Below are 21,846 nucleotides of genomic sequence, written 5' to 3' on the forward strand. Positions count from 1 at the left end.
GGGTTTCAGGAATCGCCAGGACCGCAATCCCGGAAGGGCCCTTCTTCCATGAAATCCATCGGTGTGGCATTTCACCTCCAGTCTTTCCCCCCAAGGAGTCTGAAGTGCTTCGACATGCATCACGATGGGTCACGACGTTGGTGGTGGGTTTCACCTGGGTCCAGGCGGGCTGTGGTCCCTCGCAGCCGGCGGCTCCGGAGACACCGCGCACCGAGGAGGCCGCGCAGCCGCTGCTGACGGGTGAGCGCGCCCTCTTCGACGCCTCCGCGGTACCGGCCGTGGCGGCCGCGGATGACAGCGGCGCGGTGGAGCTGGGCGTGCGCTTCCGCAGCGACGCGCCGGGGCGGATCATGGGCGTGCGCTTCTACAAGGGCCCGGGCAACACGGGCACGCACACCGGCAGCCTGTGGTCGGCGTCCGGCTCGCTGCTGGCCACCGTCACCTTCCAGAACGAGACGGCCTCCGGCTGGCAGGAGGCGCGCTTCGCCACGCCGGTCACCATCGCGGCCGACACGAACTACGTCGTCTCGTATTACGCGCCCGCGGGGCACTACGCGGTGACGAGCAACGGCTTCGCCTCGGCGCTGGACGCGCCGCCCCTGCACGCCGAGGCCACCAGCAACGGCCTCTACCGCTATGGCAGCACCAGCGGCTTCCCGACGAACTCGTTCAACGCGAGCAACTACTGGGTGGACGTGGCCTTCCAGCCCAATGACACCACGCCCCCGACGGCGCCCACGAACGTGGTGGCGACGCCCAACTCGTCCACCGCCATCGACCTGACCTGGTACGCGTCCGTGGACGGCAGTGGCGAGGTGCGGGGCAACGCGCGCTGGCACCTGGTGTACCGGGGCAGCCAGCTCATCGCGGAGCTGCCCGGCACCACCCTCAGCTACCGCGACACCGGCCTGACGCCCGCCACCGCGTATTCCTACACCGTGCGCGGCCGTGACGCCGCCGGCAACGTGGGGCCCGCGTCCGCCACCGTCACCGCCACCACGCTCGCCAGCACCGCCTGCAATCCCTGCAGCTTCTGGAACGTGGTGACGGGTGATCCGCATGGCATCAACGGGGACGCCACGCCCACCGAGGTGGGACTGAAGTTCCACACGGACGTCGCGGGCACGGTGACGAAGGTCCGCTACTACAAGAGCGGCATGGACACCCCTCCGGCCGTGGGCCACCTGTGGAGCGCCACCGGCACGCTGCTGGGCACCACCGTGCAGGCGCCCGTGGAGAGCGGCTTCGGCTGGCGCGAGCTGGCGTTCCCGACGCCGGTGAGCATCGCCGCGAATACGACCTACGTCGTGTCGTACTTCGCGCCCGGGGGCTACTACGGCATCACGGCCCACTACTTCGCCAGCGCGGGCGTGGACATGCCGCCCCTGCACGCCCCGTCCGCGGTCACGGCCGGCGGCAACGGCGTGCGCCACCTCAATGGCAGCGGCTTCCCCTCGGACACGTATTACAACGCCAACTTCTGGGTGGACCTCGCCTTCGTGCCCGCGACGGGCGAAGCGTCGCCGGTCGACCTGTCCGTGCAGCATTCCTTCCCCGCCGGCTCAGGCATCCGGGGCGAGGCGCTCGTCTATGACATCACGGTGACGAACCACGGCACGAGGGCGGCCACCAACCTCACCCTCGACGTCCCCGTGCCCACGGGACTCGCGCCCTTCACCTTCTATCCGACCGCGTCGGTGGGCACGTGCGGCTACCAGACCAACGACAACATGCACTGCGACATCACGGGCCTGCCCGCCGGACAGAGCGCCGTCGTCCGCATGACGCTGGTGCCTTCGCTCGCCGGGACGTTCCAGTTCCAGGCGACCGTCGCGGCCTCCGAGACGGACAACGTTCCGGCCAACAACACGAGCACGCTGACGATCCCCGTGGGCCCCGCGACGAACCTGGTCACCTTCGATTCCTTCGACGGTGCGGACGAGGCCATCACCGGCCCCCGCGGCCCCTTCTACTTCGTGCAGAACAAGTGGTACCTCGCGTCGCCCTGGGGCGGGTTCACCACGAAGAGCGTCTCGTTCAACGGCGGGGGAGTGAACCAGGGGCAGCTCCAGATCTACGGGGAGCGGACCGTCGTCGGCCTCGACGCCTTCACCTGGGACGCGGGCGCGACACTCACCCTGAGCTGCTTCAACCAGCCCACGCGCACCTTCCCCCTGACGCAGGGGCAGGTGACCCACGTCGTGACGAACTGGCAGGGCTCCTGCTCGTCCGTCACCCTGGCGACGTCGAACGGCTGGGACACGAACTTCGACAACATCCAGCTGTCGCCGCTGCCCTGAGCCGTTGACGGGGGCGGCCCCGTCTCCCGCGCCTGCCTCCACACCGGAGGCAGGCGTGACGGCGGCGCTCAAAGCGCCAGGAGCACCTCGACTTGCGCCTGCAGCGCGCGGGCCTCTTCGTGCCTGCCGAGCTGGGTGTAGAGCGCCACCGCGTCGCGACGCTCCTGGACTTCACGCTGGATGAGCGCATCCACCGCTTCCGGGGACAGGAGCAGTCGAGCCACTTCACCGCTCCCGAGTCCCTCCGTGCCGCCGGCGATGGCGCCCCCGACGACAGCTTCAGGCGCGACGCTCAGGTCGGGAGCCTCGGCATTGTCGATGGCGGCGAGCGTTTCCCGAAGCACCGCCGAGGCGGGTGCATTTCGGGTGCGCAGTGCGTCTTTCAGCGCGGCACGCAGCGTGGCCTTCCATTCAGCGACGGTCCTCATGCGCCTACCATAGGCGAGCATGTCGCCCGAGGCAGCGGCCTGTCGCCTCCAGCGCTACTTCTGCGTGGGCTTCGGTGCTTCCGCGGGCGGCGCCTTGGGGAAGGCGAGGTAGCCCTTCTCGGTGTACCAGGCGAGCACCTCCACCTGCAGCCGGCCCGCCTTGACCATCGGGTCCTGCTCGGCGAGCTGCCGCGCCTCCTGCTTCGTGGCCGTGCGGTAGATGCACGCGCCGCGCATGCCCACGTCGTCCTGCTCGTCGAAGGGGCCCGCCAGCACCATCTTTCCGCTCTCCCCCATGCGGGTGAGGTGCGCGAGGTGCTCGCCCTGCAGCTTCTGGAGGGCTTCGGGCTCCATCTTGGGGGCGTTGGGCGCGCGCTTGAGCAGGACGAGGTAGTGCTTGTCGAACTCGAACTTCTTCTCGGCCGGGGCCGCGGGCTTCGCGGCCGGAGCGCTCGGCGCGGCAGGGGAGGAGGAGAGGGCGAGCAGCAGCAGCGTGGTGGTGAGCATGGTGCGGGCGACGCTAGGGGGCAGGCCGGACATCGCGCCACACACTGCCCGTGGAGCGGACGACCGTCGCGGCTTACGCTGCTTCGCGATCTCTTCGTACTCGTGCTGATGTTTCACGCAGGACCGGGCGGATGAGGACCGATGCGATGATGCGATGGCTCTTGATGCTGGCCCTGCTGGGAGTCGGCGTGGCGATGGCGATCGGCGGAGGCCAGCGGGTGTTCCGCGCCCACGCGAGCCAGGGCTGGCCCACGGTGCAGGGGAGGGTGACCGGCTCCCGCGTGCGGACGACGGTGTTCAGCACGGGCACGTTCAACGGCGGCCCGGATCATCACGTCTACCGCCCGGTGGTGAGCTACGCCTACGCGGTGCGGGGCACCCCGTACACCTCCGACACGTTGGCCTTCGACGGCACCGGCACCGGAGGGCCGGCGGACGCGCAGGCCGTGTCCCGCCAGTATCGAGTGGGCCTGCCGGTGACGGTGCACTACGACCCGGACGACCCCGCCGTGGCGTGCCTCCAGTGCGGGCGCACCGAACCCGTGAACCACGTGGTCATGCTGGGCGGCGCGGTGTTCGTGCTGGTGGCCATCGGGAACCTCGTGGCGCTGGCGCGCGGAGCGCCAGGCCCCGCCCGCCACCCGCGTCCCGGACGCGCGCCCTGACACGACGCTGCAAGCCCGGCCGCGCCGACGCGGACCGGAGCCGCTCCCTCGCGCGGCGGGCGAGAATGGACAACATGCGGCCTCCCACCGCCCCCCTCCCTCCGAGGCGTGCCCTGCGATGGACGTCGGGGGCTCGCGTGGCCTGGAAAATCGGGCCGAAATGGAGGTTTTAAACGCGCGCCGGCCGCTGGGGTTCTCCAGGCATTCACGGCACACGGGCCCGACACCGGGCCCCGGAGAACCCATGAAGCCTGCTCGCGCAGTCACCGCCGCCTCGCTGTTCGCCGCCCTTACCGTGTCCACGCTCGCCCATGCCCAGGCGCCCGTGGACTCCGGGCCGCCCGGCTCCGTCCGCAATGGCCCGTCGTATGGCCACCGGCTCGACGTGGGGGGCAGCTTTGGTGTCAACAACGCCGGGGGCCAGGGCCTTGTCTCGGGGTTCAGCCTGATGGCCGACCTGCGCCCGGTGGACTTCCTGTCCGTGGGGGCGGGCGTGGGCCGAGGGCTGTGGGGCGTGCGCTTCACCGCGCACTCGCGCGTGTATCCGCTGGGCGTCTCGCGCGGCCTCTTCCTCCAGGGCGCGCTGGCGCACAACCTGGGGCGCACGACCTGGCTCGGCGAGGAGGATGGGGTGGACGTGAGCGTCATCCGCTCCGCCGTCACCACGGCCAATGCCTCGCTGGGCTACCGCATGGACCTGGGGCGCCGCGGATGGCTCGGCTTCGAGGCGGGCTGGGCCTACCGCCTGGATCCCGCCACGTACCGCACGGGCGGTGAGCGCGAGCTGACCGACAGTGAGGAACGGAACCTGCGCTTCGCCCGGCCGGGCGGTGTCGTCCTGGGCATCTCTGGCGGCTTTTCCGTCCTGTAGCAAGGTCCGCTAGTCTGCGCGCCCCCGCGTCATGTCGGATCCCGCCACCGCCCCTCCTTCGGTCCTGCCCTTTCCGGGGGACGCCCGGCGCGGGCTCGAGTCGCGCTCAGACGAGGAGCTGATGCTCCTGTCCGCCGGGGGCTCCACGCAGGCCTTCGAGCAACTGGTGCGCCGGCATCACCCGCGGCTGGCGCGCTACTGCGGCAAGTCCGTGGGCAGCACGGCGGAGGGGGACGAGCTGGCGCAGGAGACGCTGGTGCGGGTCTGGGAGATGCGCCGCGAGTACCAGCCCCGCGCACCCTTCGTCGTCTTCATGCTCACGCTGGCCCGCAACCTGTGCCGCAACCGCGTGCGCGACGCGGGCCGGCGCGGACGCTGGCAGGCGGAGGACTCCGACGGAGCCCGGGTGGAGGCCGTGGCCTCGCCGGCCTCCGCGGACGTGGTGGAGCAGCTGCTGGAGCGCGAGCGGCGGCGGCGCGTGCGCGAGGCCCTGCTGACGCTGCCGGAGAAGTTCCGCGAGGTGCTGCTGCTGCGGTTCGACCAGGAGCTCGACTACGCGGAGATCTCCCGCATCGTCGGGCGCAACGAGTCCACGGTGCGCTCGCGCGTGTTCCATGGGCTGAAGAAGCTCCGCGAAATGGTGCCGGGAGGAAGTCCATGATGTCGGCATGCCCTGAGCCTTCGGTGTGGCCGCAGCTCGTCGGCCGACAGCTCTCCGAGGAAGAGGCGCAGGCGCTGCGGGCCCATGCCCGGGACTGCGCGCGCTGCCAGGCCGAGCTGCGGGAGACAGAAGCGCTCGTCGCGCGCATCGCCGCGCCGCTGGAGCCCGCCGCGCCCACGCAGGAGGCGGTGGCGCGGGTGATGCGCCGGGTGCACGCGGGGGCCGCGGAGCGGCGGGTGATTCCACTGTGGGCCCGGCCCTGGGCGGGAGGGGCCGCGGCCGCCGCGCTCGCCGCGGGGCTGGCGGTGTTCATGCTGCGGCCCTCGCCCGGGCCGGGGCCAGGGCCGGGGACGTGGACCGCGCGCGGCGGGCCAGTGGCGGCGACGCTGGGCCGGAGCGTAGGCATCACCTTCCATGGGCCGGGCACAAGCGCCGCGCCGCTGGCCCCGGACTCGGTGGTGCCGGCGGATGCGGGCTTCGGGGTGCGCTACCGCAACCTGGACACACGTGAGCCGGTGTACCTGCTGGCCTTTGCCCAGGACGCGCGCGGCGAGGTGCACTGGCTCTACCCGGCCCACCTTCGTGAGGACGCGAACGAGCCGTCGGTGCGGCTGGCGCCGTCGGCGGAGGCGCGGGCGCTGGAGGAGGTGGTGGTGCTGGAGGACCCGGCGCCCGGGCCCTTGCGCCTCGTGTCCATCGTCACGCGCGCGCCGTTGGGGGTGAAGGACGTGGAGTCGCTCCCGCCGGAAGGGCTCACGCTGGAGGCGCTGCGGCGACGGTGGCCGGAGGCAGCGGTGGAGTCGGTGTCCGTCGTCCTGGCGGGAGCGGGGTCCACGCCTTGAGGTTTCTGCTTCCGTTGCTCGTCGCGCTCACTCTGTCCACCCCCGCCGCGGGCGAGGCGCCGTCCTCGCCGCCCGCGGTGTTCGCGCTGGTGGTGGCCAACAACCAGGGCTTCGCGCCCGGCCGCGCGAGGCTGCAGTACGCGGACGACGACGGGGCGAAGTACCACGAGTTCTTCTCCATGCTGACGGAGCCCGGGGACGTGGTGCTCCTCACCGGGCTGGACTCGGACACCCGCCGGCTCTTCCCGGCGCTGGAGCCACAGGTCCGCGCTCCCACGTCGCAGAACGTCGCGGAGGCGGCCCGGGCGCTGGCCGCGCGCATCGCCGAGGTGAAGCGCGCGGGCCGCGAGGTGGACTTCTACTTCGTCTTCGCCGGCCACGGCGACGTGGACCAGGGGCGCGGCTTCCTGGAGCTGAGCGACCGGGCCTTCGACGCGGATGACCTGCAGGCGCTGCTGCGCCAGGTGGACGCCACGCGCGCGCACGTCATCCTGGACAGCTGCAACTCCTTCTTCGTGGTGAGCCCGCGCAAGGCGGGCGGGCGGCGCTATGCCACGCCGCAGGACATGACGCGGAGCCTGGCGCAGCGGCTGCCCGCGGTGGGGGTGCTGCTGTCCACCAGCGCCGAGGCCGAGGTCTACGAGTGGTCCGAGCTGCAGTCCGGTGTCTTCAGCCACGTGGTGCGCTCGGGGCTGATGGGGGCCGCGGACGCGGACGCGGACGGACGCGTCACGTACGCGGAGCTGGAGGCCTTCGCGAGCATCGCGGCGCGGGAGATTCCCAACCCGCTCTTCCGGCCCCGCCTCTTCGCGCTCGGTCCGGGGCGCAGCCCCCAGGCCACGCTGGTGGACCTGCGCTCGGTGCGCTCAGCGGTGACGCTGAGGGTGGACGCCGTCCCCCCGGTGCGGCTCACGCTGCGCGATGCCCAGGGCTTGCGGTGGGCGGACCTGAACAAGGAGGCCGGGATGCCGCTGGCGCTGCGCCTGCCGCCCCGGGTGGCGCGGGGCCTGGAGGTGGAGCGCCCCGGCGGCCCCGACACCGCGCGGGCCTGGACCCTGGGGGAGGTGGCCCCCGGCGCCACGGTGGAGCTGGCGAGCTTCAGCCTCCCCCTGCCCGCGCCTCCGGCCGCGCGCGGGGTGCAGGAGCAGCTGCGCAGCCTCTTCGCGACGCCCTTCGGTCCCGAGTCGCTCGCCGCGTTCGAGCGCGCGCGGCTGGCCGAGCCCGCGCCCGTGTACGGCATCTCGCTGGCGGAGCGGGAGCGGATGCGGCAGCTGGTGGAGACCTTCACCACGATCGAGCGCGACCGGCGCAGAACGGAGACCATCCTCTTCGGCGCGACGCTGGTGTCCTCGGTGGGCACGGGGGCGTTCCTCGTGGCGGAGGGGGACCGGGACAGCCGGGTCCAGGGAATCTCCGCGCTGGCCGTGAGCCTGCTCTTCAGCGGCGCGGACCTCCTCCAGCAGCTCCGGCGCGAGGACCCCGAGGCCCTCCTGCGGGAGTTCCACGCGTCGCAGGCGGACGCCGCGGCGGACCCGGGCCTCGCCGTCGCGCGCGTGGACTACCGGCTCAACCGCTTCCTCGCGCAGGAGCGGAACATCCGGCGCCGGCTGGAGACGGTGGGGTGGATCTACATGGGCGCGTCCGCGCTGCTGCTGGGGATCGCCGAGGTGCGGCGCGCGGACGGCTGGCCGGGCCACGACGTGAGGGAGGCCGAGCGCGCCGCGCTGCTCGCCGCGGTGAGTGCCACGTCGAACCTGCTGCGTGCCCATTACACGGGAAGCGCCACCGAGCACCTGGTGCGGCAGTGGAATTCGGACCCGGAGCTGCGGCGCCTGCCTCGCGTGGCCGTGGTGCCCTCCGCCGGGGGCGCGATGCTGGCCGTGGGGGGCGTCTTCTGACGCCACCCACGACCGCGCCGTCATCGCCTCACGACACAGGCACGGGCTTCGGGCTCACCTCCACCATGCCGAGGTTGCCATCCACGTACTCGGCCATCTGCTCGGGCGTCACTTCGATGGGGCCCTTGGGGCAGAGCGGATCATTGACGATGTAGTTGCCGGACTCCGTCCTGCCCGTCACCGTCACCCAGTGTCCGCCGAAGTTGCTCTTCATCAGGTAGTTGTCGTCGGCATACGCGGTGGGCCCCCAGGCCTGGTGGAGGGAGTTGTCGCCGAAGGGATTGCCTCCGAGGATGACGGGGTGCCCGCGCGAGAGCGCCGCGTCCACGACCGCCACGTCGACCTTGTTCTTGCGCACGATGGTGGCATCGGCGCCGGCCTCCTTCACCCCCTCGGCCACCTCGTCCACGTCCATCTTGCGAGACTTCGAGGAGTCGTAGTCGAGGATGTTGTCCCGCACGCCGTCGATGGCCTCGCCCGCTCCGGCCGCGTCCGGATGCTCCATCGCGCCCACGGCCGTCGCCGCGATGACCACCGAGGTCGGCCCGCAGTCGTTGCCGCCGTAGGACTCGCTGCCGTCGTTGAAGTCCTTGTAGCCCGTCTTGCCCCACTGGGCGACGTGGAGGTCCTTCGCCTCCTCCAGCGTCTTGACGGTGCTCGGGGGCGTGGGGGGCACCAGGTTCTTGCCGGACAGGTCCTGCACCCGCACCTCGCCGTCCGGCATGCGGGTGAGGGTGCCGCGCTCGAACCGCTGCACCATCGCGCCATCCTTGCCCGGCTCCAGCGGACTCATGGGCCGCCCGAGCTGCGGCGCGTAGGCTTCCGCCAGGAGGCCCATCGTGGAGTCCGTGGCCGGGTGCTGCGGGCGCTGCATGGCGGCCAGCGTGGCCGGGCTCATCCTGCCGTCCGCGGGGGTGATGCCCTCCGCGGTCTGGAAGTCCTTGATGGCCGCCTGGGTCTTGTTCCCGAACGTCCCGTAGGCAGCGCCTCCCATGTCCAGGTAGCCCGCGCCCTCAAGGAACTTCTGCAGGCGCGTGATGGGCCCCTCCTTGACCTTGTCGGTCTGGTTGATGGCGACGTCACCCACGCCCGTGGCGTCGGTGAGTGAGGGCGGGCCTCCCGTCGGCTGGGACCCCGGGAAGGGGCCCTGCCGGGCCACGGACACCAGCTTCGCCATCCCCTGCAGCCGCCGCATCGCCTCGCCGTTCACCGCGCTCTCGAAGGCGTCGCGAACGACGTTGCGCGGGGGCTCGGGCTGCGGTCCCAGCTGCGCCCCCGGCGGGCACTGCGGAGGCGTGCTCCGCGTGGCAGCCGACGGCGTGAAGAATGAAAACGGATTGTTCTGGATGCGTGACATGGCTTCCCCCTCTGGGCCCCCACGGCCCTGATGAAGCCAGTATCGAGTCCGGCCCTTATCCGGATGAGTTAAGCCGAGTTAAATCTTTGCCCGGCGAGCGCTCAGGCCTTCACTGCCTCGATGATGCTGACCCCGCTCCGGGTGGGGGTGATGCGCTCCACCTTCCAGGAGGTCGCGGTGAGCAGCGCGCGGAACTCGTCCGTGGTGCGCTCGCGGCCGTCGGCGACCACCAGCATGTTGAGGTCGATCAGGTGCATCGGGTCTGGCGTCCGGTTGTCTGGAATCACCAGCTCCAGCACGAAGAGCCGGGCCCCGGAGGGCGCCGCCTCGTGGAGCCGGCGCAGGATGGCGATGGAGGCGTCGTCCTCCCAGTCATGGAGGATGTGCTTGAGCAGGTAGGCTTCGGCGGGGGGGATGCCGGGCTCGAAGAAGCTCCCGGCCACCACGTCCACGCGGCTGGCGAGGCCTCGGGACTCCAGCGCCGTCTTCGCGGCCTCGGCGACCTGGGGCAGGTCGAAGAGGATGCCCCGGCAGGAGGGATGGGCGGCCAGCACGTGCGCGAGCAGATCGCCGTGGCTTCCCCCGATGTCCGCCACGCGGGCGAAGGAGGCGAAGTCGATGTGCTGCGTCACCTCACTGGCCACCAGGGCGGACAGGTTGCCCATGGCCTGGGCGAAGTACCCCGCCTCCTCGGGATTGCGAGCGAAGTGCCCCCAGATGTCCGAACCGAGGGCGGCCTGCACCGGGGACTTTCCAGTCCGGACCGCTTCGGTCAGCAGCCCCCAGGGCAGCCAGTGCGCCGGGGCGGCCTGGGTGATGGCCATCTCCCTCAGCGATCCAGGGACGTTCGAGCGCAGCCCTTCGCCCATCGGTGTCAGCGCGAAGGTCCGCTCGGAGACGGCCTCCAGGATGCCGACGGTGAGGCCGCCCCGCAGCAGCCGGAACAGGGCGCCCGGGTGGACGCCAAGCTCGGCCGCCAGCGAATCACTGTCGCGGGGGCCTCCCGCGAGCAGGTCCGCGATGCCCAGCCGGGCCACGGTGCCGATGACCTGGGTGCGCCAGTAACTGGTGATGGCCGCATGGAGCTGCAGCGCGGGAAACGGATTCGTGTCGGGCGTGTTCTTCATGGCAGGAGTCTAATCCCGTTCAATGCGGTTCCGGACCGTCCCAGCGACGCGAGGGGTCGCGTCATGACGCACGGGCGGGCCTTGTCCTAGATTCGCTCCCATGCCCCAGCCCTGGTCGTTCGTCCTCACGAGACGGGTTCTTCCACTCGTCGTCACCGGCGTCCTGGTGAGCGGGCCTGCCAGGGCCGGGTCGTATGTTCCCGAGCGCGACGTCGCCCGCGAGCTCCCCGCCAACAGGGAGGACTGGGGCGGCCGGCACTGCGGGCGAATCATGGGGCGCGTGTGGCGACACGAGCAGGTTGCCGGCACGAACCAGCGGACCGTGTACCCGTCAGAAGCCATTCGTCCCACGGCGCTCGCGGACTGCGAGCTGTACGTGGTCCGGGTGACGCAGGTGCATGACCAGGGGGCGACCTTCACGCGGCCACCGCGCGTGGCCCTGGCGGTGGAGCAGGTCATCCTCGGCGAGCCGCAGCCCCAGCCCCTCCCGGCGGTCTTCAGCGAGTCGCTCGGCGACCACTTCTGCGGCAATGGCGCCATGGAGGAAGCGATGCAACGGGCCCAGGAGCCGGTCCACGGCCCCGCGCTCGGGACGCGGTTCATCGTCGCGGGAGGATGGAGCACGGATCGCACCTGGTTCGAGGTGACCTCCAGGAATCGCTGGCCCGTCACCGACACGATGCTGGCGGACTTCGCGACGGCGCTGAAGGCGGCGCGCAAGGAGGACCGCGCCTTCGACAGGCGCATCGAGGCGCGGCGGAAGGAAGACCTCGCCGCGCGGACAGACCCTGCCCTCGTGCAGGCGGTGGAGCAGGGCGACAGGGCGCGCGTCCAGGCGATGCTCGACGGAGGCGCGCGAGCGAACGCGCGCGAGAACAAGAAGGGGCTCTCCGCCTTGTATCGGGCCGTGGAACGCAAGGACGCGCCCATGGTCGCGCTCCTCATGCGCCACATGCCCAAGGGCACCCAGGACTCCCCGGCGCTGAGGCTGGCGCTGATGGACCCCGAGCTCGTCCGCACGATGCTGGAGGGCGGCCTCTCCTGGAAGGGAGAGCCGAACTCATACGGCCCCCTGAGCGAGGCGGCCTCCCGGGGCGCCTGCGAGGCACTGGCCCTCATGCTCAAGGCGGGCGCCGACCCCAATACGCTGGGCCAGGACCAGCAGGCGTTGCTCCATACCGCGACCCGGTCGAGTGAGGGCTTGCGGTGCGTCCCGCTCCTGCTGGAGGCGGGAGCCCGTGCGGAGGTTTCCATCAGGGGGTGGACGCCGTTGATCTACGCCGCCCACGAGAAGTACTCCCCTGACGCGGACCGCGCCATCCGGGCCCTGGTGGCGCACGGTGCGCAGGTCCATCGCAAGACGCCCGGGAAGAAGACCCTGCTCGAGGCCGCACAACGAAGCCCGGAGATGGTGGAGCTGCTGAGGAGCCTGGGGGCCCGCTGAGCAGGCCCGCGTGAGCGGCTGGGTTGACGTCTGGATTTGACCGGGAGTACGACCCGCGGATGACCCCTCCGTCCGTTCATCCGGCGCAGCGCCTCGTCGACCTCGGCTTTGGTTTCATCCTCTCCGGTGCGCTGGCCACGGCGGCGGAGCTGGGCGTGGCGGACCACCTGGAGCAGGGCCCGAAGAGCGCGGCCCGGCTCGCGGAGGACGTGGGCGCGGACGCGGCGGCGCTGTACCGGGTGCTGCGGCTCCTGGCGAGCGAGGGCGTGTTCTCCGAGGACGCCGACGGCAACTTCGCGCTCACCCCCGCCTCCGACCTGCTGCGCACCCAGGCTCCCGGCTCCCTGCGCAGCGCCGTGTTGATGCTCACGCAGGACATCTTCTGGGCACCGACCGGCGCGCTCACGCAGACGGTGCGGACGGGGACGAACGCCTTCGAGCGCATCTTCGGCAAGACCTTCTTCGACCACCTGGCGAGCAACGCGGCGGCGGGCGCCACCTTCCACCGGGGCATGTCCAGCCTGTCGGACCTGGAGGACGGCCCCATCGCGCGCAGCTATGACTTCAGCGCCTGCCGGCAGGTGGTGGACGTGGGCGGGGGCCACGGCGGCTTCCTCATTGAAGTGCTCCGCACGTCGCCGTCGCTCCGGGGCGAGCTCTTCGACCACCGGCACGTCCTGGACGAGGCGCGCATCGCGTCGGCGGGGCTGTCCGAGCGCTGCGAGCTGGTGGAAGGGGACTTCTTCCAGACGGTGCCTTCCGGCGCGGACACGTATGTCCTCAAGCGCATCCTCCACGACTGGAGCGACGCGGTATGCGTGGACATCCTGCGCCACTGCCGCCGCGCGATGGCCGAGGGCGGCCGGGTGCTGGTGGTGGACACCGTCATCCCGCCCGGGAGCGCGCCGCACGGGGGCAAGGTGCTGGACGTGATGATGCTGGCCTCGCTGCCCGGCGGACGGGAGCGCACCGAGGAGGACTTCCGCAAGCTCTTCGCGCAGGCGGGCTTGCGGCTCTCACGCGTCATCCCCACGCCGGCCGCGCTCAGCATCACCGAGGCCGTGGCCGCGTAGGGGAGGGGCCTCCGCTCACTTCGCCTTGAGGAAGAACCGGTGCTCCGACCACCAGTCGAAGTGACCGCGGCTGCGTGAGAAGTAGATGCCGCGGCCGGCATCGAGTGGCTTCTCCCAGATGTTGCCGCCGTCCTTCTTCTTGAGCTCGCCCGTGGGCTTGCCCAGGAGCTTCGTCGCCGTGAAGTCGTTCACGCCCGAGGGCAGCTTGAACGCGAGCGGACCGTCGTAGTTCTTGCCGAGGTGCACCTCGCGGATCACCCCGTCCCGCCCGACGCTGACGGTGATGCCGCGCTTCGGGTCCTTCAGCTTGCCCTGCGCCTTGGGCAGCTTCGCCGGCAGCTTCAGCTTCTTCAGCTCCGCCGGAAGCTTCGCGTCGCTCACGTGCCTGCCGAGCAGCGACACGAGCCCGCGCGGAAGGGGCGCGAGCTTCTTCACGCCCTGACTGACGACGGGCGCGGGCGTGGCGTCGCGCTGGTACGTCTTCACGTTGAACTTCGCGGGCTTCGGCGCCTGGACCTTCTCCTGGGCGAGCCACGCGACGAGCGCCTTGCGCCCGTCACCCTCATCAAGGTCGTCCAGGCGCGTCTTCCCCGCGCCGAGCGCGAGCAGGAACGCCTCGAGGCTGGGCGCGACGACCTTCAGCACGTCCGACTCCGAGTCGAACAGCACCACGGGCGCCGGCTTCACCGTCGAGACGAGCGCGAGCAGCGAGCCCTCTGGCAGCGAGAGGAAGCACCACGCGTCGCGCAGCCCGCCAGGCACCTTCGGAGAGATGAGCTCGAAGGTCCCGAACGCGCCGTACTCCTGCTTCGCGACCCACTTCGCGAAGCGCGCGAGCAACGGCGGAACGGTCTGCCCCTTGGGGGCCTTCAGCTTGACGAAGTACCGGGTCATCGAGTCGCTCCAGACGCTGGGGTTAGCGCCCCTCGAACTTGGGCGGACGGCGCTCGGCGAAGGCGGAGAAGGCCTCCGTCAGGTCATGCGACTGGAGGAAGGCGGAGTTCCACACCGCCACGTAGCGCAGGCCGTCCGCGATGGACTTGTCCGCGCAGTACTCCATCACCTGCTTGGCGCCCTGGATGACGAGCGGCGGATTGTCCGCGATGCGCCGCGCCGTCGCCCGCGCCTCCGTGAGCAGGGCCTCGGGGGAGGGGAAGACCTCGTTGACCAGGCCCATGCGCAGCGCTCGCGCCGCGTCCACGTCGCCGCCGGTGTAGGCCAGCTCGCGCGTGTTCCCCTCGCCGATGATGCGCGGCAACCGTTGGAGCGCACCCAGGTCCGCGACGATGCCGACCTTCACCTCGCGCAGGGAGAACTTCGCGTCCTGCGAGCAGTACCGGAAGTCACACGCGGCGATGAGGTCCATGCCTCCGCCAATGCACCAGCCGTGCACCGCGGCGATGACGGGCTTCCGGCACCGGGCCACCCCTTCCGTGGCCTGCTGCATCTCCCCAATCAGCTTGAGCAGCTGGCTGCGCTCCTTCGCCAGGTTGCTCTCCGCGGTGAGCAGCGGCCCCAGGGACTCCATCATCCCCATCAGGTCCAGGCCGTAGGTGAAGTGGCTGCCCTCGCCGCGCACCAGCACCACGTGCACGGCGTCGTCGGCGTCCAGGGAGCGGAGCGCCTCGGGCATCTCCCGCCAGAAGTCGGGGCCCATGGCGTTGCCCTTGCCCGGGCCGGTGAGCACCAGCTCGGCGATGCCGTCGGCCTTCTCGATGCGCAGTGACTTGTACGTGCCGTCCATCCGTTTCCTCCCGGGGAAGTGAGCGGGCGGCACTTGAGCAGATGCGGCGCTGCGCCTCCACTGCGTCCCGGGCGAAAGGGGCGCGATTTGCAAGTTGCGACTGCAAGTCAATCTCGATATCCTGTGATTCAAAGACATTCACGTCTTGAGAGGGAATCACCATGCGCAGAACCGCTCTTCGTGCTGCTCTTGCCGTGACCGCCGTCGCCGCCATCTCCTCGGGGACCGCGTTCGCTGCCTCCGCCATCAACTGGGAGGTGGGCCTGACGTTCTACGGTGACAACTTCACCACCCCGGTCGCGAACTTTCCGGCCCCCGACGGCGGGTGCCATCCGTTCCCGGCCACCGCCGACGCGCTCGTGGGGTGGAGCAACTTCCAGCACGTGACTGCCTACCGGACGGCGGACTGCAGCGGCTATGCGATCGGCCTCGGCACGCTGAGGACGTTCCAGCCGGGCGAGTTCGCGAGCTTCACCGCCTACTGACGTGCCACGACGGATGGGCGTGTCGTCTGGGACGCCCATCCGTCGCAGCCCCTTTGACGGGATGGGACTTCAGCAATAGAGCGAAGGCACACGCCTCCTGGAGGTCCGATGTCGCCGCGCCATCTCGTATCGTGCTTGTTGCTGGTGGGACTTGTCTCCGCCTGTGCTTCGTCCTCTCCAGCGGAACGTCCGGCGCGTCAGCCCCCCAGGGTGCTCTTCCAATCGCCGCTCGCGCTGCTGCTCGAGCACCACGCGGAGCTGGCGCTCACCACCGACCAGCTGATCCAGGTGGGCCAGCGGGAGGAAGCCCTCGAAGTGACCAACCAGCCCTTGCGTGAACAGCTCCGGCAGGTCTGGCACCCCGAACCGGCCCCGGGGGAGGGGCCCCCGCGCGGGCCCGGGGTGGGCAACAGGAATGCCCCTGTGGGCCTCGGAGGCCGGCCCCGATACCGGCCTCCCGCTCGGCCTCCCGCGCCCCTGAGCGAAGAGGACCAGAAGCGGCAGCAGGCCCTGCTCCAGGCGATGGAGGACAACGAGCTGGCGGCCTACCGCGACGCCGAAGCGCTCCTGGACGAGACGCAGAAGCAGAAGGCGCAAGCGCTGGTCGCGAAGCTGCGCGAGGAGCGGCAGCGCGCGCGAGAGTCCTTGAAGGAGCCCGAAGCCCCACCGGTGCCGTAGTCCCGGGGGCGTCCGCTAGCGCAGCAGCCGCGCGGCGATCGGCAGGTGGTCGGAGGGCTCCTGCTCCGAGGGCATCGGCGTCCGCGCGTCCAGCGCGGGCAACCGGTCTGGCCGGGCTCGCAGCGCGCTGGAGTGGAAGAGGAAGTCGATGGCCTTGGGCTCGCCGTTCGCGTTGCAGGTCGGCTGGTGCTGGCCCGCGTAGGCATCGAGCAGCCCGGCCGCCTCGAAGGCCTGGACCAGCGGCTCACCGGGCCGGGCGTTGAAGTCGCCGCACACGATCCACAGGGCCTGCGGATCCTTGAGGAGCAGCTCGTTGATCAGCTCTGTGGCCTGCTGCATGCCCTGGTGCTGCTCCACCGGCCTGTCGGGCCGGTCCCAGCGCAGGTGCGTGCAGGCCACGCGCAGCCGCTCCCCGCCGACGTCGAAGTCCACGACCAGCGCCAGGTGCCCGGAGATGCGTCCGTCCTCCAGCCGGTCCCGGAAGTAATGGACCCGGTGGCCCGGACTCCGCTCCAGGCGGTGGAACACCGCGCAGCCATCCGGGCGGCCTTGCTGCTTCTGCGCCATCACGCCCACGTACCCGCGCGGCGCCAGCGCCTCCTGGAGCGCGGCGAAGCTGTCGGGCTCCACCTCCTGAAGGCAGACGACGTCCGCGTCCAGCGCGACGATGCGGCGGGCCAGCAACGCGTGGCGGCTTCTCGGCCGGAGCAGGTCCGCGGGCGTGTGCGGGAACCACTCCGGCTTGACGTAGGCGTCCGCCAGGATGTTGTACGAGGCGATCCGCAGGTCCACGGTCATGGCTTGCCGGCCTCGGCCTTCCAGCGCTGGAGCTGTTCCTTCGAGGGGAAGCCCCGCACGCGGTAGCGCTCCGGGTACATCCCCAGCTCGGGCATCAGCAGCGTCCCGACGTCGCGCACCACGAGGTCCCAGCGGACGGCGGCCACCGGAGGCGCGTCGGGGCCCAGCGCCGCGTCCATGAAGAGGATGACGTCCGTGCGTGGCAGGAGCGTCTCCGCGTCGCTGGGCCAGAGGGTCTGGCTGAAGAAGCGTCCCTGGTCGTCCTTCTCCGCGATGACGGCCGCGACGTAGACCTCGCTGCCTTCCTGCTCATGTTGCTGCCGGAGCCGTGCGGTCTGCTCCTGGTAGCCGCGCACCTGGCTGGCGAACGCGAGCTTCTCCAGGATGCTCCGGGACGGGCTGCCCGGCTCGGGGAGGAAGGGCCGCCACCCGTCCGCCGTGAGGCGCAGCGCGGTCCCGTCCACGGGGCGCGGCGCGGTGACGCCCGCCTGGGCCGCCTCCGCCACGGTGAGCAGGCCCGTGGCGTCCTCGGAGCCGGTGATGAGCAGGGTGTCCCGGTTGGGCACCACCACCACCGGATCGCCCCGGACCTCGCAGCCTCGCACCACCTCGTCCAGGAACAGCCGCGAGGCCGCATAGCTGTCGTTCGTGAAGAGTCCGCAGGCGCCCAGGGTCAGGCTCCTGAGCGGTACGGGGTCCAGCCGCCGCAGGTTGGCGAGCGCATCGGCGCGGGCCTGTTCGTAGGTGATGCCCCAGCGCGACAGCTCCTCCGGGGGCACGTAGCGCATGGCGTCCGGGGTGTCCTGGACGAGCGCCTCCGCCAGCACCTCGCCCAGCGGCCGCCAGGACACCGGCGCCGGCTCGCCGGGCTGCAGGGAGAACTGCTCGAAGGTGTCGCGGGCGCGCACCACCAGCATCAGCCGGGGACGTGCCTGCTCATAGGTCGCCGGGGTCTCCGGGAGCACGCCGGCCCGTCCCAGGCGCGCCAGCAACGCGCCACGCTGTTCGGGCGGGCTTGCCAGGTACTCGCGGTGGAAGTTGCCGAGGAAGAGGGACATCCCCAGGCCGCCGTCCGGGGAATAGCGCTGGATGAGGAAGCGCTCCGGGTCGTACTTCAGCTCGCCCGTGGGGTCCGCCGCGCGGAGGGCCTCCAGGGCCTGCTCGGCGAAGGCGTCCGGGTCCTGCGGATCCAGGGTCAGCGGCACCAAGGCCTCGCGCGTTCCACTCGCGAGGACCAGCGCGATGAGAAGCACCAGGGCCGAGACACCGAAGCCGGCCACCTTCCACTGCGTGTTGCGTGACATGGGCCCGGGAGCAGACACCTTCCGGGCCGTCTCGCGCAATCACCGGGACCGCGCTCCCTCCGCTTGCGCGCGGCGCGTCCTTCATGCCGACGGGCACCTTCAGCGTGTCGCGCGCTGCCCGTCGAGCCGCAGCAAGGTCAGTGCGTTCGGGAGGGCGGCTCCCTCCGCCGTGTTGTCGAAGATGCACCACACGCGCCGGCCGGCCTGCTCGTGGAGGGAGAGCTCCGTGGCCAGCGCCTCCAGGTACGCATGGGAGTACTCGGAGTAGTACATCTTCGGCGAGCCGTGCAGCCGGTAGTAGACGACCTCCGCGTCCGGTGGCGTGGGCGCGCGCACCGCGGGCGGATCCGCTCGCACGTAGCGGATGCGGGCGTCGTCCAGCACGCGCCGGGCCTCGTCCGTGAACCAGGTCCGGTGCCTGGGCTCGCACACGACGTCGACCCCGGTCCGCTCCCGCAGGGCCTGGAAGAAGGCGCGGGCCGTCCCGGGCTCGTGCTGGAGGCTGGGCGGCAACTGCACCAGCAGGCAGCCCAGCTTCGCCTCCAGGTGGCCGGCCTCGCCCAGGAAGCGCTCCAGCGGCTCCTGCACGTCGCGCAGGCGCAGCTCATGGGTGAGGACCTTGGGGACCTTCACCGCGAAGCGGAACGTCTCCGGGACGCTGTCCCTCCAGCGGGCGTAGGTGGCGGGCCGGTGCGGCCTGTAGAAGGAGGAGTTGATCTCCACCGCGGGCAGGACGCGCGCATAGCGCTCCAGGTGGGTGCCCGTCGTGGGGAAGTGCTCACCCACCGCGCTCGACAGGCTCCAGCCGGCACAGCCGACCCGGCAGCGCTCCCGAGCAGGAATGGAAGGTCCCTGGCGCACTCCGGGAACCTAGGCACGGGCAGCCGCGGCGGCAGGGTGGCCCCGGCCCGGCGTCGTCCGCCGGGCGGAGCCGCTCGCGGTGCTCCCTAGTACTTGCAGACCCGGCAGCCGAGGTTGCAGGACGTGGAGATGGTGCAGCAATAGCCGGGGCTGGGAGTGCAGCAGTAGCGCCACGCGCCGCACGTCACGCAGCAGGTGATGCCCTCGTCGGCGGGCGCGGCCAGCGGGTTGAAGTCCAGGGGCCTCTCGTCGATGGTCGTCACCGCCACGCTGAAGGCGGCGCGCAGGCCCCGGTGGACCTGACCGTCGGCCCGGGCCTCGATGACCTCGATGGGCGCGGCCGAGTCCAGGTCATAGCCGTTGTAGATGGTGTAGCGCACGGTGTCCGGCCCGACGACCTCCGGCACGATGCGGTAGGAGAGCTTCCGCAGCTCGTTGGTGGCGCTGAAGCCCTGGCCATCCACCGCGCGAACGACCGCGCTCTCTCCCGTCTCGCTGTAGACCGTCATGGCGATGATCTTCTTGTCGCTGGCGGCCTCCGCGCTGCCCATCACGAGGAACAGCGAAACCAGCCCCACCAGCCTTGCAGCGGTCTTGAGCATGCACGTCTCCTTGTCGCGGGTTACGCAACCAGGACGCGTCCCGAATGCCTGTCTTTGAGCCGCCGTCCCACGGGTCAGGGCCTGCCGCCGGGACGCAACACTCGGGCCTCCCTGCTGGACTTCCCCGGGGGCGGGTGGTCAGGCTCACCGGCTCGAACGGGAGGGCCGGCCCGTTCCAGCACGGCGTCGTTCCGCGACCGGCCGAACAGGGGTCACCATGAAGTATTCGAATCTGGGGCGTTCAGGGCTCTCCGTCAGCCGCATCTGTCTGGGCACGATGAACTTCGGCTGGACGACCGAGGAGCCGGATGCGCATGCCATCATGGACTCCGCGCATGACAAGGGGATCAACTTCTTCGACACGGCGAACGTGTACGGCTGGGGTGAGAACAAGGGCCGCACGGAGCAGATCCTCGGCAACTGGTTCGCGCAGGGCGGCGGCCGGCGCGAGCGCACCGTGCTGGCGACGAAGGTCTATGGTCCGATGGGGGAATGGCCCAACGAGGGCAAGCTGTCCGCGCTCAACATCCGCCGGGCCCTGGACGCCAGCCTGAAGCGGCTGAAGACGGACTACATCGACCTGTACCAGTTCCACCACGTGGACCGCGCCACGCCGTGGGAGGAGATCTGGCAGGCGATGGAGGTCGCGGTGGGGCAGGGCAAGGTGCTCTACGTAGGCAGCAGCAACTTCGCGGGCTGGCACCTCGCGCAGGCGCAGGCGGCGGCCGCGCAGCGAAACTTCATGGGCCTGGTCAGTGAGCAGTCCCTCTACAACCTGCTGGCCCGGACGGTGGAGCTGGAGGTGCTGCCGGCCGCGAGGCACTACGGCCTGGGCGTCCTGCCGTGGTCACCGCTCCAGGGCGGGCTGCTGGGCGGAGTCCTGCGCAAGGAGCGCGAGGGCAAGCGCAGGCTGGAAGGCCGCGCGCAGGAGCAGCTCCAGAAGCACCGCGAGCGCATCGAGCGCTATGAGGACTTCGCGTCGGAGCTGGGCCACGAGCCGGGGGATGTCGCGCTGGCGTGGCTGCTCCACCAGCCCGCCGTCACCGCGCCCATCATCGGGCCGCGCACCGCCGGACAGCTGGAGTCCGCGTTGCGCGCGCTGGACGTGAAGCTCGACGAGAAGGCGCTGGCGCGGCTGGATGAAATCTTCCCCGGCCACAAGCCCGCGCCGGAGGACTACGCCTGGTAGCGGCAGGCCGCTCACCCCACGGCGAGACTCCGGGGCACCGTGGGCTCGAGCGCGGCGAGGAGGCGGAGCGCGGCGTCTCCGACCTCCTTGCGCCAGGCCATCCGCCAGGGCCGCCGCAGGGGCCCTGACGCCAGCCGCTTCACCACGAGGTCGCCCTTGCCCAGGTGCGGGGTGGTGATCCACTCGGAGAGCACCGCGACGCCCAGGCCCGCGCGGGCCACGTCGAGGATGGCCTCGGTGAGCGGCAGCCGCTCGATGCGGAGCCGGGGCCTCTCGCGGCCGAAGACCTGCGTCATGAACCACTGCGATTCCGCCGCGGGCGTCTGCCCCGTCAGGAGCGTGTGCTCGCGCAGGTCCTCCCGGGTGAGCGCCCGGCGGGACGCCAGCGGGTGCGACGCGGCCACCACGAAGATGATCTCATCCGAGAAGAGCGGCCGGGTCTCAATCCCGGTACGGGGGACGGACGCCGTCGTGAGCAGCGCCACGTCCAGCTCTCCCGCCACCAGCGCTGGAACGGGGTCCTGGGTGTGCTCCACCGCCAGGGAGAGGTGGAGGCCCGGCAGGCTCTTGCGCAGCGTCACCAGCGCGGACGGCAGCCAGTGGTAGGCGGTGTAGCACTCGCAGACGAGCCGGAGGCGGATGGACGGCGCCACCGGCGCGCGCACCCGGTGCTCCAGGTCTCCCAGCTCCACGAGGAGCCGCGTGGCGCCCGCGACGAGCTCCTGTCCCGCGGGCGTGGGCACCAGCCCGCGAGGGGTCCGGTCGAAGAGGCGTGTCCCCAGCCGCTCCTCCGCCGCGAGCAGCGCGCGGCTCACCGCCGGCTGCGTGAGGTGCAGCACCGCCGACGCCTTTGCCGTGGTTCCGGCGGAGGCCAGGGCCAGCACCACGCGCAGGTCGCGCACGTCCAGGCGGGGGGAGGGGGGCGGAGCAATGTCTTCCATGCATCCAGCCTATGCCAACGATGCGTTGGACGCATCCCCTCTGGAGGCGGAGAGTGCCGCCTGTCTCGCGA

Annotated in this window: 22 protein-coding genes; 11 read left to right on the forward strand and 11 right to left on the reverse strand. The window is 71.2% G+C overall.

Annotated features, from left to right (window positions below):
* Positions 1–143 precede the first annotated feature (143 nt).
* Positions 144–2,300 carry a DUF4082 domain-containing protein gene (locus NR792_RS03370; RefSeq protein ID WP_375758615.1) on the forward strand — a complete coding sequence of 719 codons (2,157 nt, stop codon included), beginning with the start codon at positions 144–146 and terminating at the stop codon, positions 2,298–2,300.
* Between the two features lie 68 nt (positions 2,301–2,368).
* Here NR792_RS03370 and NR792_RS03375 read toward each other — a convergent pair whose 3' ends face one another.
* Both NR792_RS03375 and NR792_RS03380 read right to left on the reverse strand, forming a co-directional pair.
* Positions 2,369–2,728: a hypothetical protein gene (locus NR792_RS03375; RefSeq protein ID WP_375758616.1), complete on the reverse strand. Its 360-nt coding sequence runs from the start codon at positions 2,726–2,728 to the stop codon at positions 2,369–2,371.
* Positions 2,729–2,782: 54 nt separating this feature from the next.
* Positions 2,783–3,235 carry a YciI family protein gene (locus tag NR792_RS03380; protein ID WP_375758617.1) on the reverse strand — a complete coding sequence of 151 codons (453 nt, stop codon included), beginning with the start codon at positions 3,233–3,235 and terminating at the stop codon, positions 2,783–2,785.
* Between the two features lie 146 nt (positions 3,236–3,381).
* Here NR792_RS03380 and NR792_RS03385 point away from each other — a divergent pair, with 146 nt between their 5' ends.
* From NR792_RS03385 to NR792_RS03405, 5 genes are all read left to right on the forward strand, one after another.
* Complete coding sequence (locus NR792_RS03385; RefSeq protein ID WP_375758618.1) at positions 3,382–3,900, forward strand: DUF3592 domain-containing protein; 519 nt, start codon at positions 3,382–3,384, stop codon at positions 3,898–3,900.
* Between the two features lie 244 nt (positions 3,901–4,144).
* Positions 4,145–4,771: a hypothetical protein gene (locus NR792_RS03390; RefSeq protein ID WP_375758619.1), complete on the forward strand. Its 627-nt coding sequence runs from the start codon at positions 4,145–4,147 to the stop codon at positions 4,769–4,771.
* A gap of 121 nt (positions 4,772–4,892) precedes the next feature.
* The gene (locus NR792_RS03395; protein WP_375758620.1) at positions 4,893–5,432 is read left to right on the forward strand and encodes an RNA polymerase sigma factor; all 540 of its coding nucleotides are present in this window, start codon (positions 4,893–4,895) and stop codon (positions 5,430–5,432) included.
* Complete coding sequence (locus NR792_RS03400; RefSeq protein ID WP_375758621.1) at positions 5,429–6,274, forward strand: anti-sigma factor family protein; 846 nt, start codon at positions 5,429–5,431, stop codon at positions 6,272–6,274. The genes NR792_RS03395 and NR792_RS03400 overlap by 4 nt, the downstream gene beginning before the upstream one ends.
* Positions 6,271–8,172, forward strand: coding sequence for a hypothetical protein (locus NR792_RS03405; protein WP_375758622.1), 1,902 nt, complete (start codon positions 6,271–6,273; stop codon positions 8,170–8,172). Before NR792_RS03400 ends, NR792_RS03405 begins: the two co-directional genes overlap by 4 nt.
* A gap of 28 nt (positions 8,173–8,200) precedes the next feature.
* Here NR792_RS03405 and NR792_RS03410 read toward each other — a convergent pair whose 3' ends face one another.
* On the reverse strand, positions 8,201–9,529 hold the full coding sequence (locus NR792_RS03410; RefSeq protein ID WP_375758623.1) for a peptidoglycan-binding protein: 1,329 nt from the start codon (positions 9,527–9,529) through the stop codon (positions 8,201–8,203).
* 101 nt (positions 9,530–9,630) lie between these two features.
* Positions 9,631–10,656, reverse strand: a complete 1,026-nt coding sequence (locus tag NR792_RS03415; protein WP_375758624.1) for a methyltransferase — start codon at positions 10,654–10,656, stop codon at positions 9,631–9,633.
* Positions 10,657–10,756: 100 nt separating this feature from the next.
* Here NR792_RS03415 and NR792_RS03420 point away from each other — a divergent pair, with 100 nt between their 5' ends.
* Positions 10,757–12,100: an ankyrin repeat domain-containing protein gene (locus tag NR792_RS03420; RefSeq protein ID WP_375758625.1), complete on the forward strand. Its 1,344-nt coding sequence runs from the start codon at positions 10,757–10,759 to the stop codon at positions 12,098–12,100.
* Between the two features lie 59 nt (positions 12,101–12,159).
* A complete protein-coding gene (locus tag NR792_RS03425) occupies positions 12,160–13,173 on the forward strand; it encodes a methyltransferase (RefSeq protein ID WP_375758626.1) in 1,014 nt (337 codons plus the stop codon).
* Between the two features lie 15 nt (positions 13,174–13,188).
* On the opposite strand, the gene NR792_RS03430 is transcribed toward NR792_RS03425, so the two are convergent.
* The gene (locus NR792_RS03430; protein WP_375758627.1) at positions 13,189–14,067 is read right to left on the reverse strand and encodes an SMI1/KNR4 family protein; all 879 of its coding nucleotides are present in this window, start codon (positions 14,065–14,067) and stop codon (positions 13,189–13,191) included.
* Between the two features lie 22 nt (positions 14,068–14,089).
* Positions 14,090–14,917, reverse strand: coding sequence for a crotonase/enoyl-CoA hydratase family protein (locus NR792_RS03435; protein ID WP_375758628.1), 828 nt, complete (start codon positions 14,915–14,917; stop codon positions 14,090–14,092).
* A 161-nt stretch (positions 14,918–15,078) separates the two neighbouring features.
* Here NR792_RS03435 and NR792_RS03440 point away from each other — a divergent pair, with 161 nt between their 5' ends.
* On the forward strand, positions 15,079–15,402 hold the full coding sequence (locus tag NR792_RS03440; protein WP_375758629.1) for a hypothetical protein: 324 nt from the start codon (positions 15,079–15,081) through the stop codon (positions 15,400–15,402).
* A 210-nt stretch (positions 15,403–15,612) separates the two neighbouring features.
* Positions 15,613–16,080, forward strand: coding sequence for a hypothetical protein (locus NR792_RS03445; protein ID WP_375758630.1), 468 nt, complete (start codon positions 15,613–15,615; stop codon positions 16,078–16,080).
* A gap of 15 nt (positions 16,081–16,095) precedes the next feature.
* Here NR792_RS03445 and NR792_RS03450 read toward each other — a convergent pair whose 3' ends face one another.
* The 4 genes from NR792_RS03450 to NR792_RS03465 all read right to left on the reverse strand — a co-directional run bounded on the left by NR792_RS03450 (position 16,096) and on the right by NR792_RS03465 (position 19,645).
* The gene (locus tag NR792_RS03450; RefSeq protein ID WP_375758631.1) at positions 16,096–16,878 is read right to left on the reverse strand and encodes an endonuclease/exonuclease/phosphatase family protein; all 783 of its coding nucleotides are present in this window, start codon (positions 16,876–16,878) and stop codon (positions 16,096–16,098) included.
* Positions 16,875–18,182 carry a hypothetical protein gene (locus tag NR792_RS03455; protein WP_375758632.1) on the reverse strand — a complete coding sequence of 436 codons (1,308 nt, stop codon included), beginning with the start codon at positions 18,180–18,182 and terminating at the stop codon, positions 16,875–16,877. Before NR792_RS03455 ends, NR792_RS03450 begins: the two co-directional genes overlap by 4 nt.
* 99 nt (positions 18,183–18,281) lie before the next feature.
* Positions 18,282–19,043 carry a DUF72 domain-containing protein gene (locus NR792_RS03460; RefSeq protein WP_375758633.1) on the reverse strand — a complete coding sequence of 254 codons (762 nt, stop codon included), beginning with the start codon at positions 19,041–19,043 and terminating at the stop codon, positions 18,282–18,284.
* Positions 19,044–19,129: 86 nt separating this feature from the next.
* Positions 19,130–19,645 (reverse strand): hypothetical protein, encoded by a 516-nt coding sequence (locus tag NR792_RS03465; protein ID WP_375758634.1) that lies wholly within the window; start codon positions 19,643–19,645, stop codon positions 19,130–19,132.
* A 217-nt stretch (positions 19,646–19,862) separates the two neighbouring features.
* On the opposite strand from NR792_RS03465, the gene NR792_RS03470 reads away from it, so the two are divergent.
* Positions 19,863–20,834 carry an aldo/keto reductase gene (locus tag NR792_RS03470; protein WP_375758635.1) on the forward strand — a complete coding sequence of 324 codons (972 nt, stop codon included), beginning with the start codon at positions 19,863–19,865 and terminating at the stop codon, positions 20,832–20,834.
* Positions 20,835–20,845: 11 nt separating this feature from the next.
* Here NR792_RS03470 and NR792_RS03475 read toward each other — a convergent pair whose 3' ends face one another.
* Entirely contained in the window at positions 20,846–21,775 is a 930-nt protein-coding gene (locus NR792_RS03475) for a LysR family transcriptional regulator (RefSeq protein ID WP_375758636.1), read from the reverse strand.
* Positions 21,776–21,846: the final 71 nt, after the last annotated feature.

It is taken from the genome of Corallococcus exercitus (genome assembly GCF_042231735.1).
GTDB classification, from domain to species: Bacteria; Myxococcota; Myxococcia; order Myxococcales; family Myxococcaceae; genus Corallococcus; species Corallococcus exercitus_B.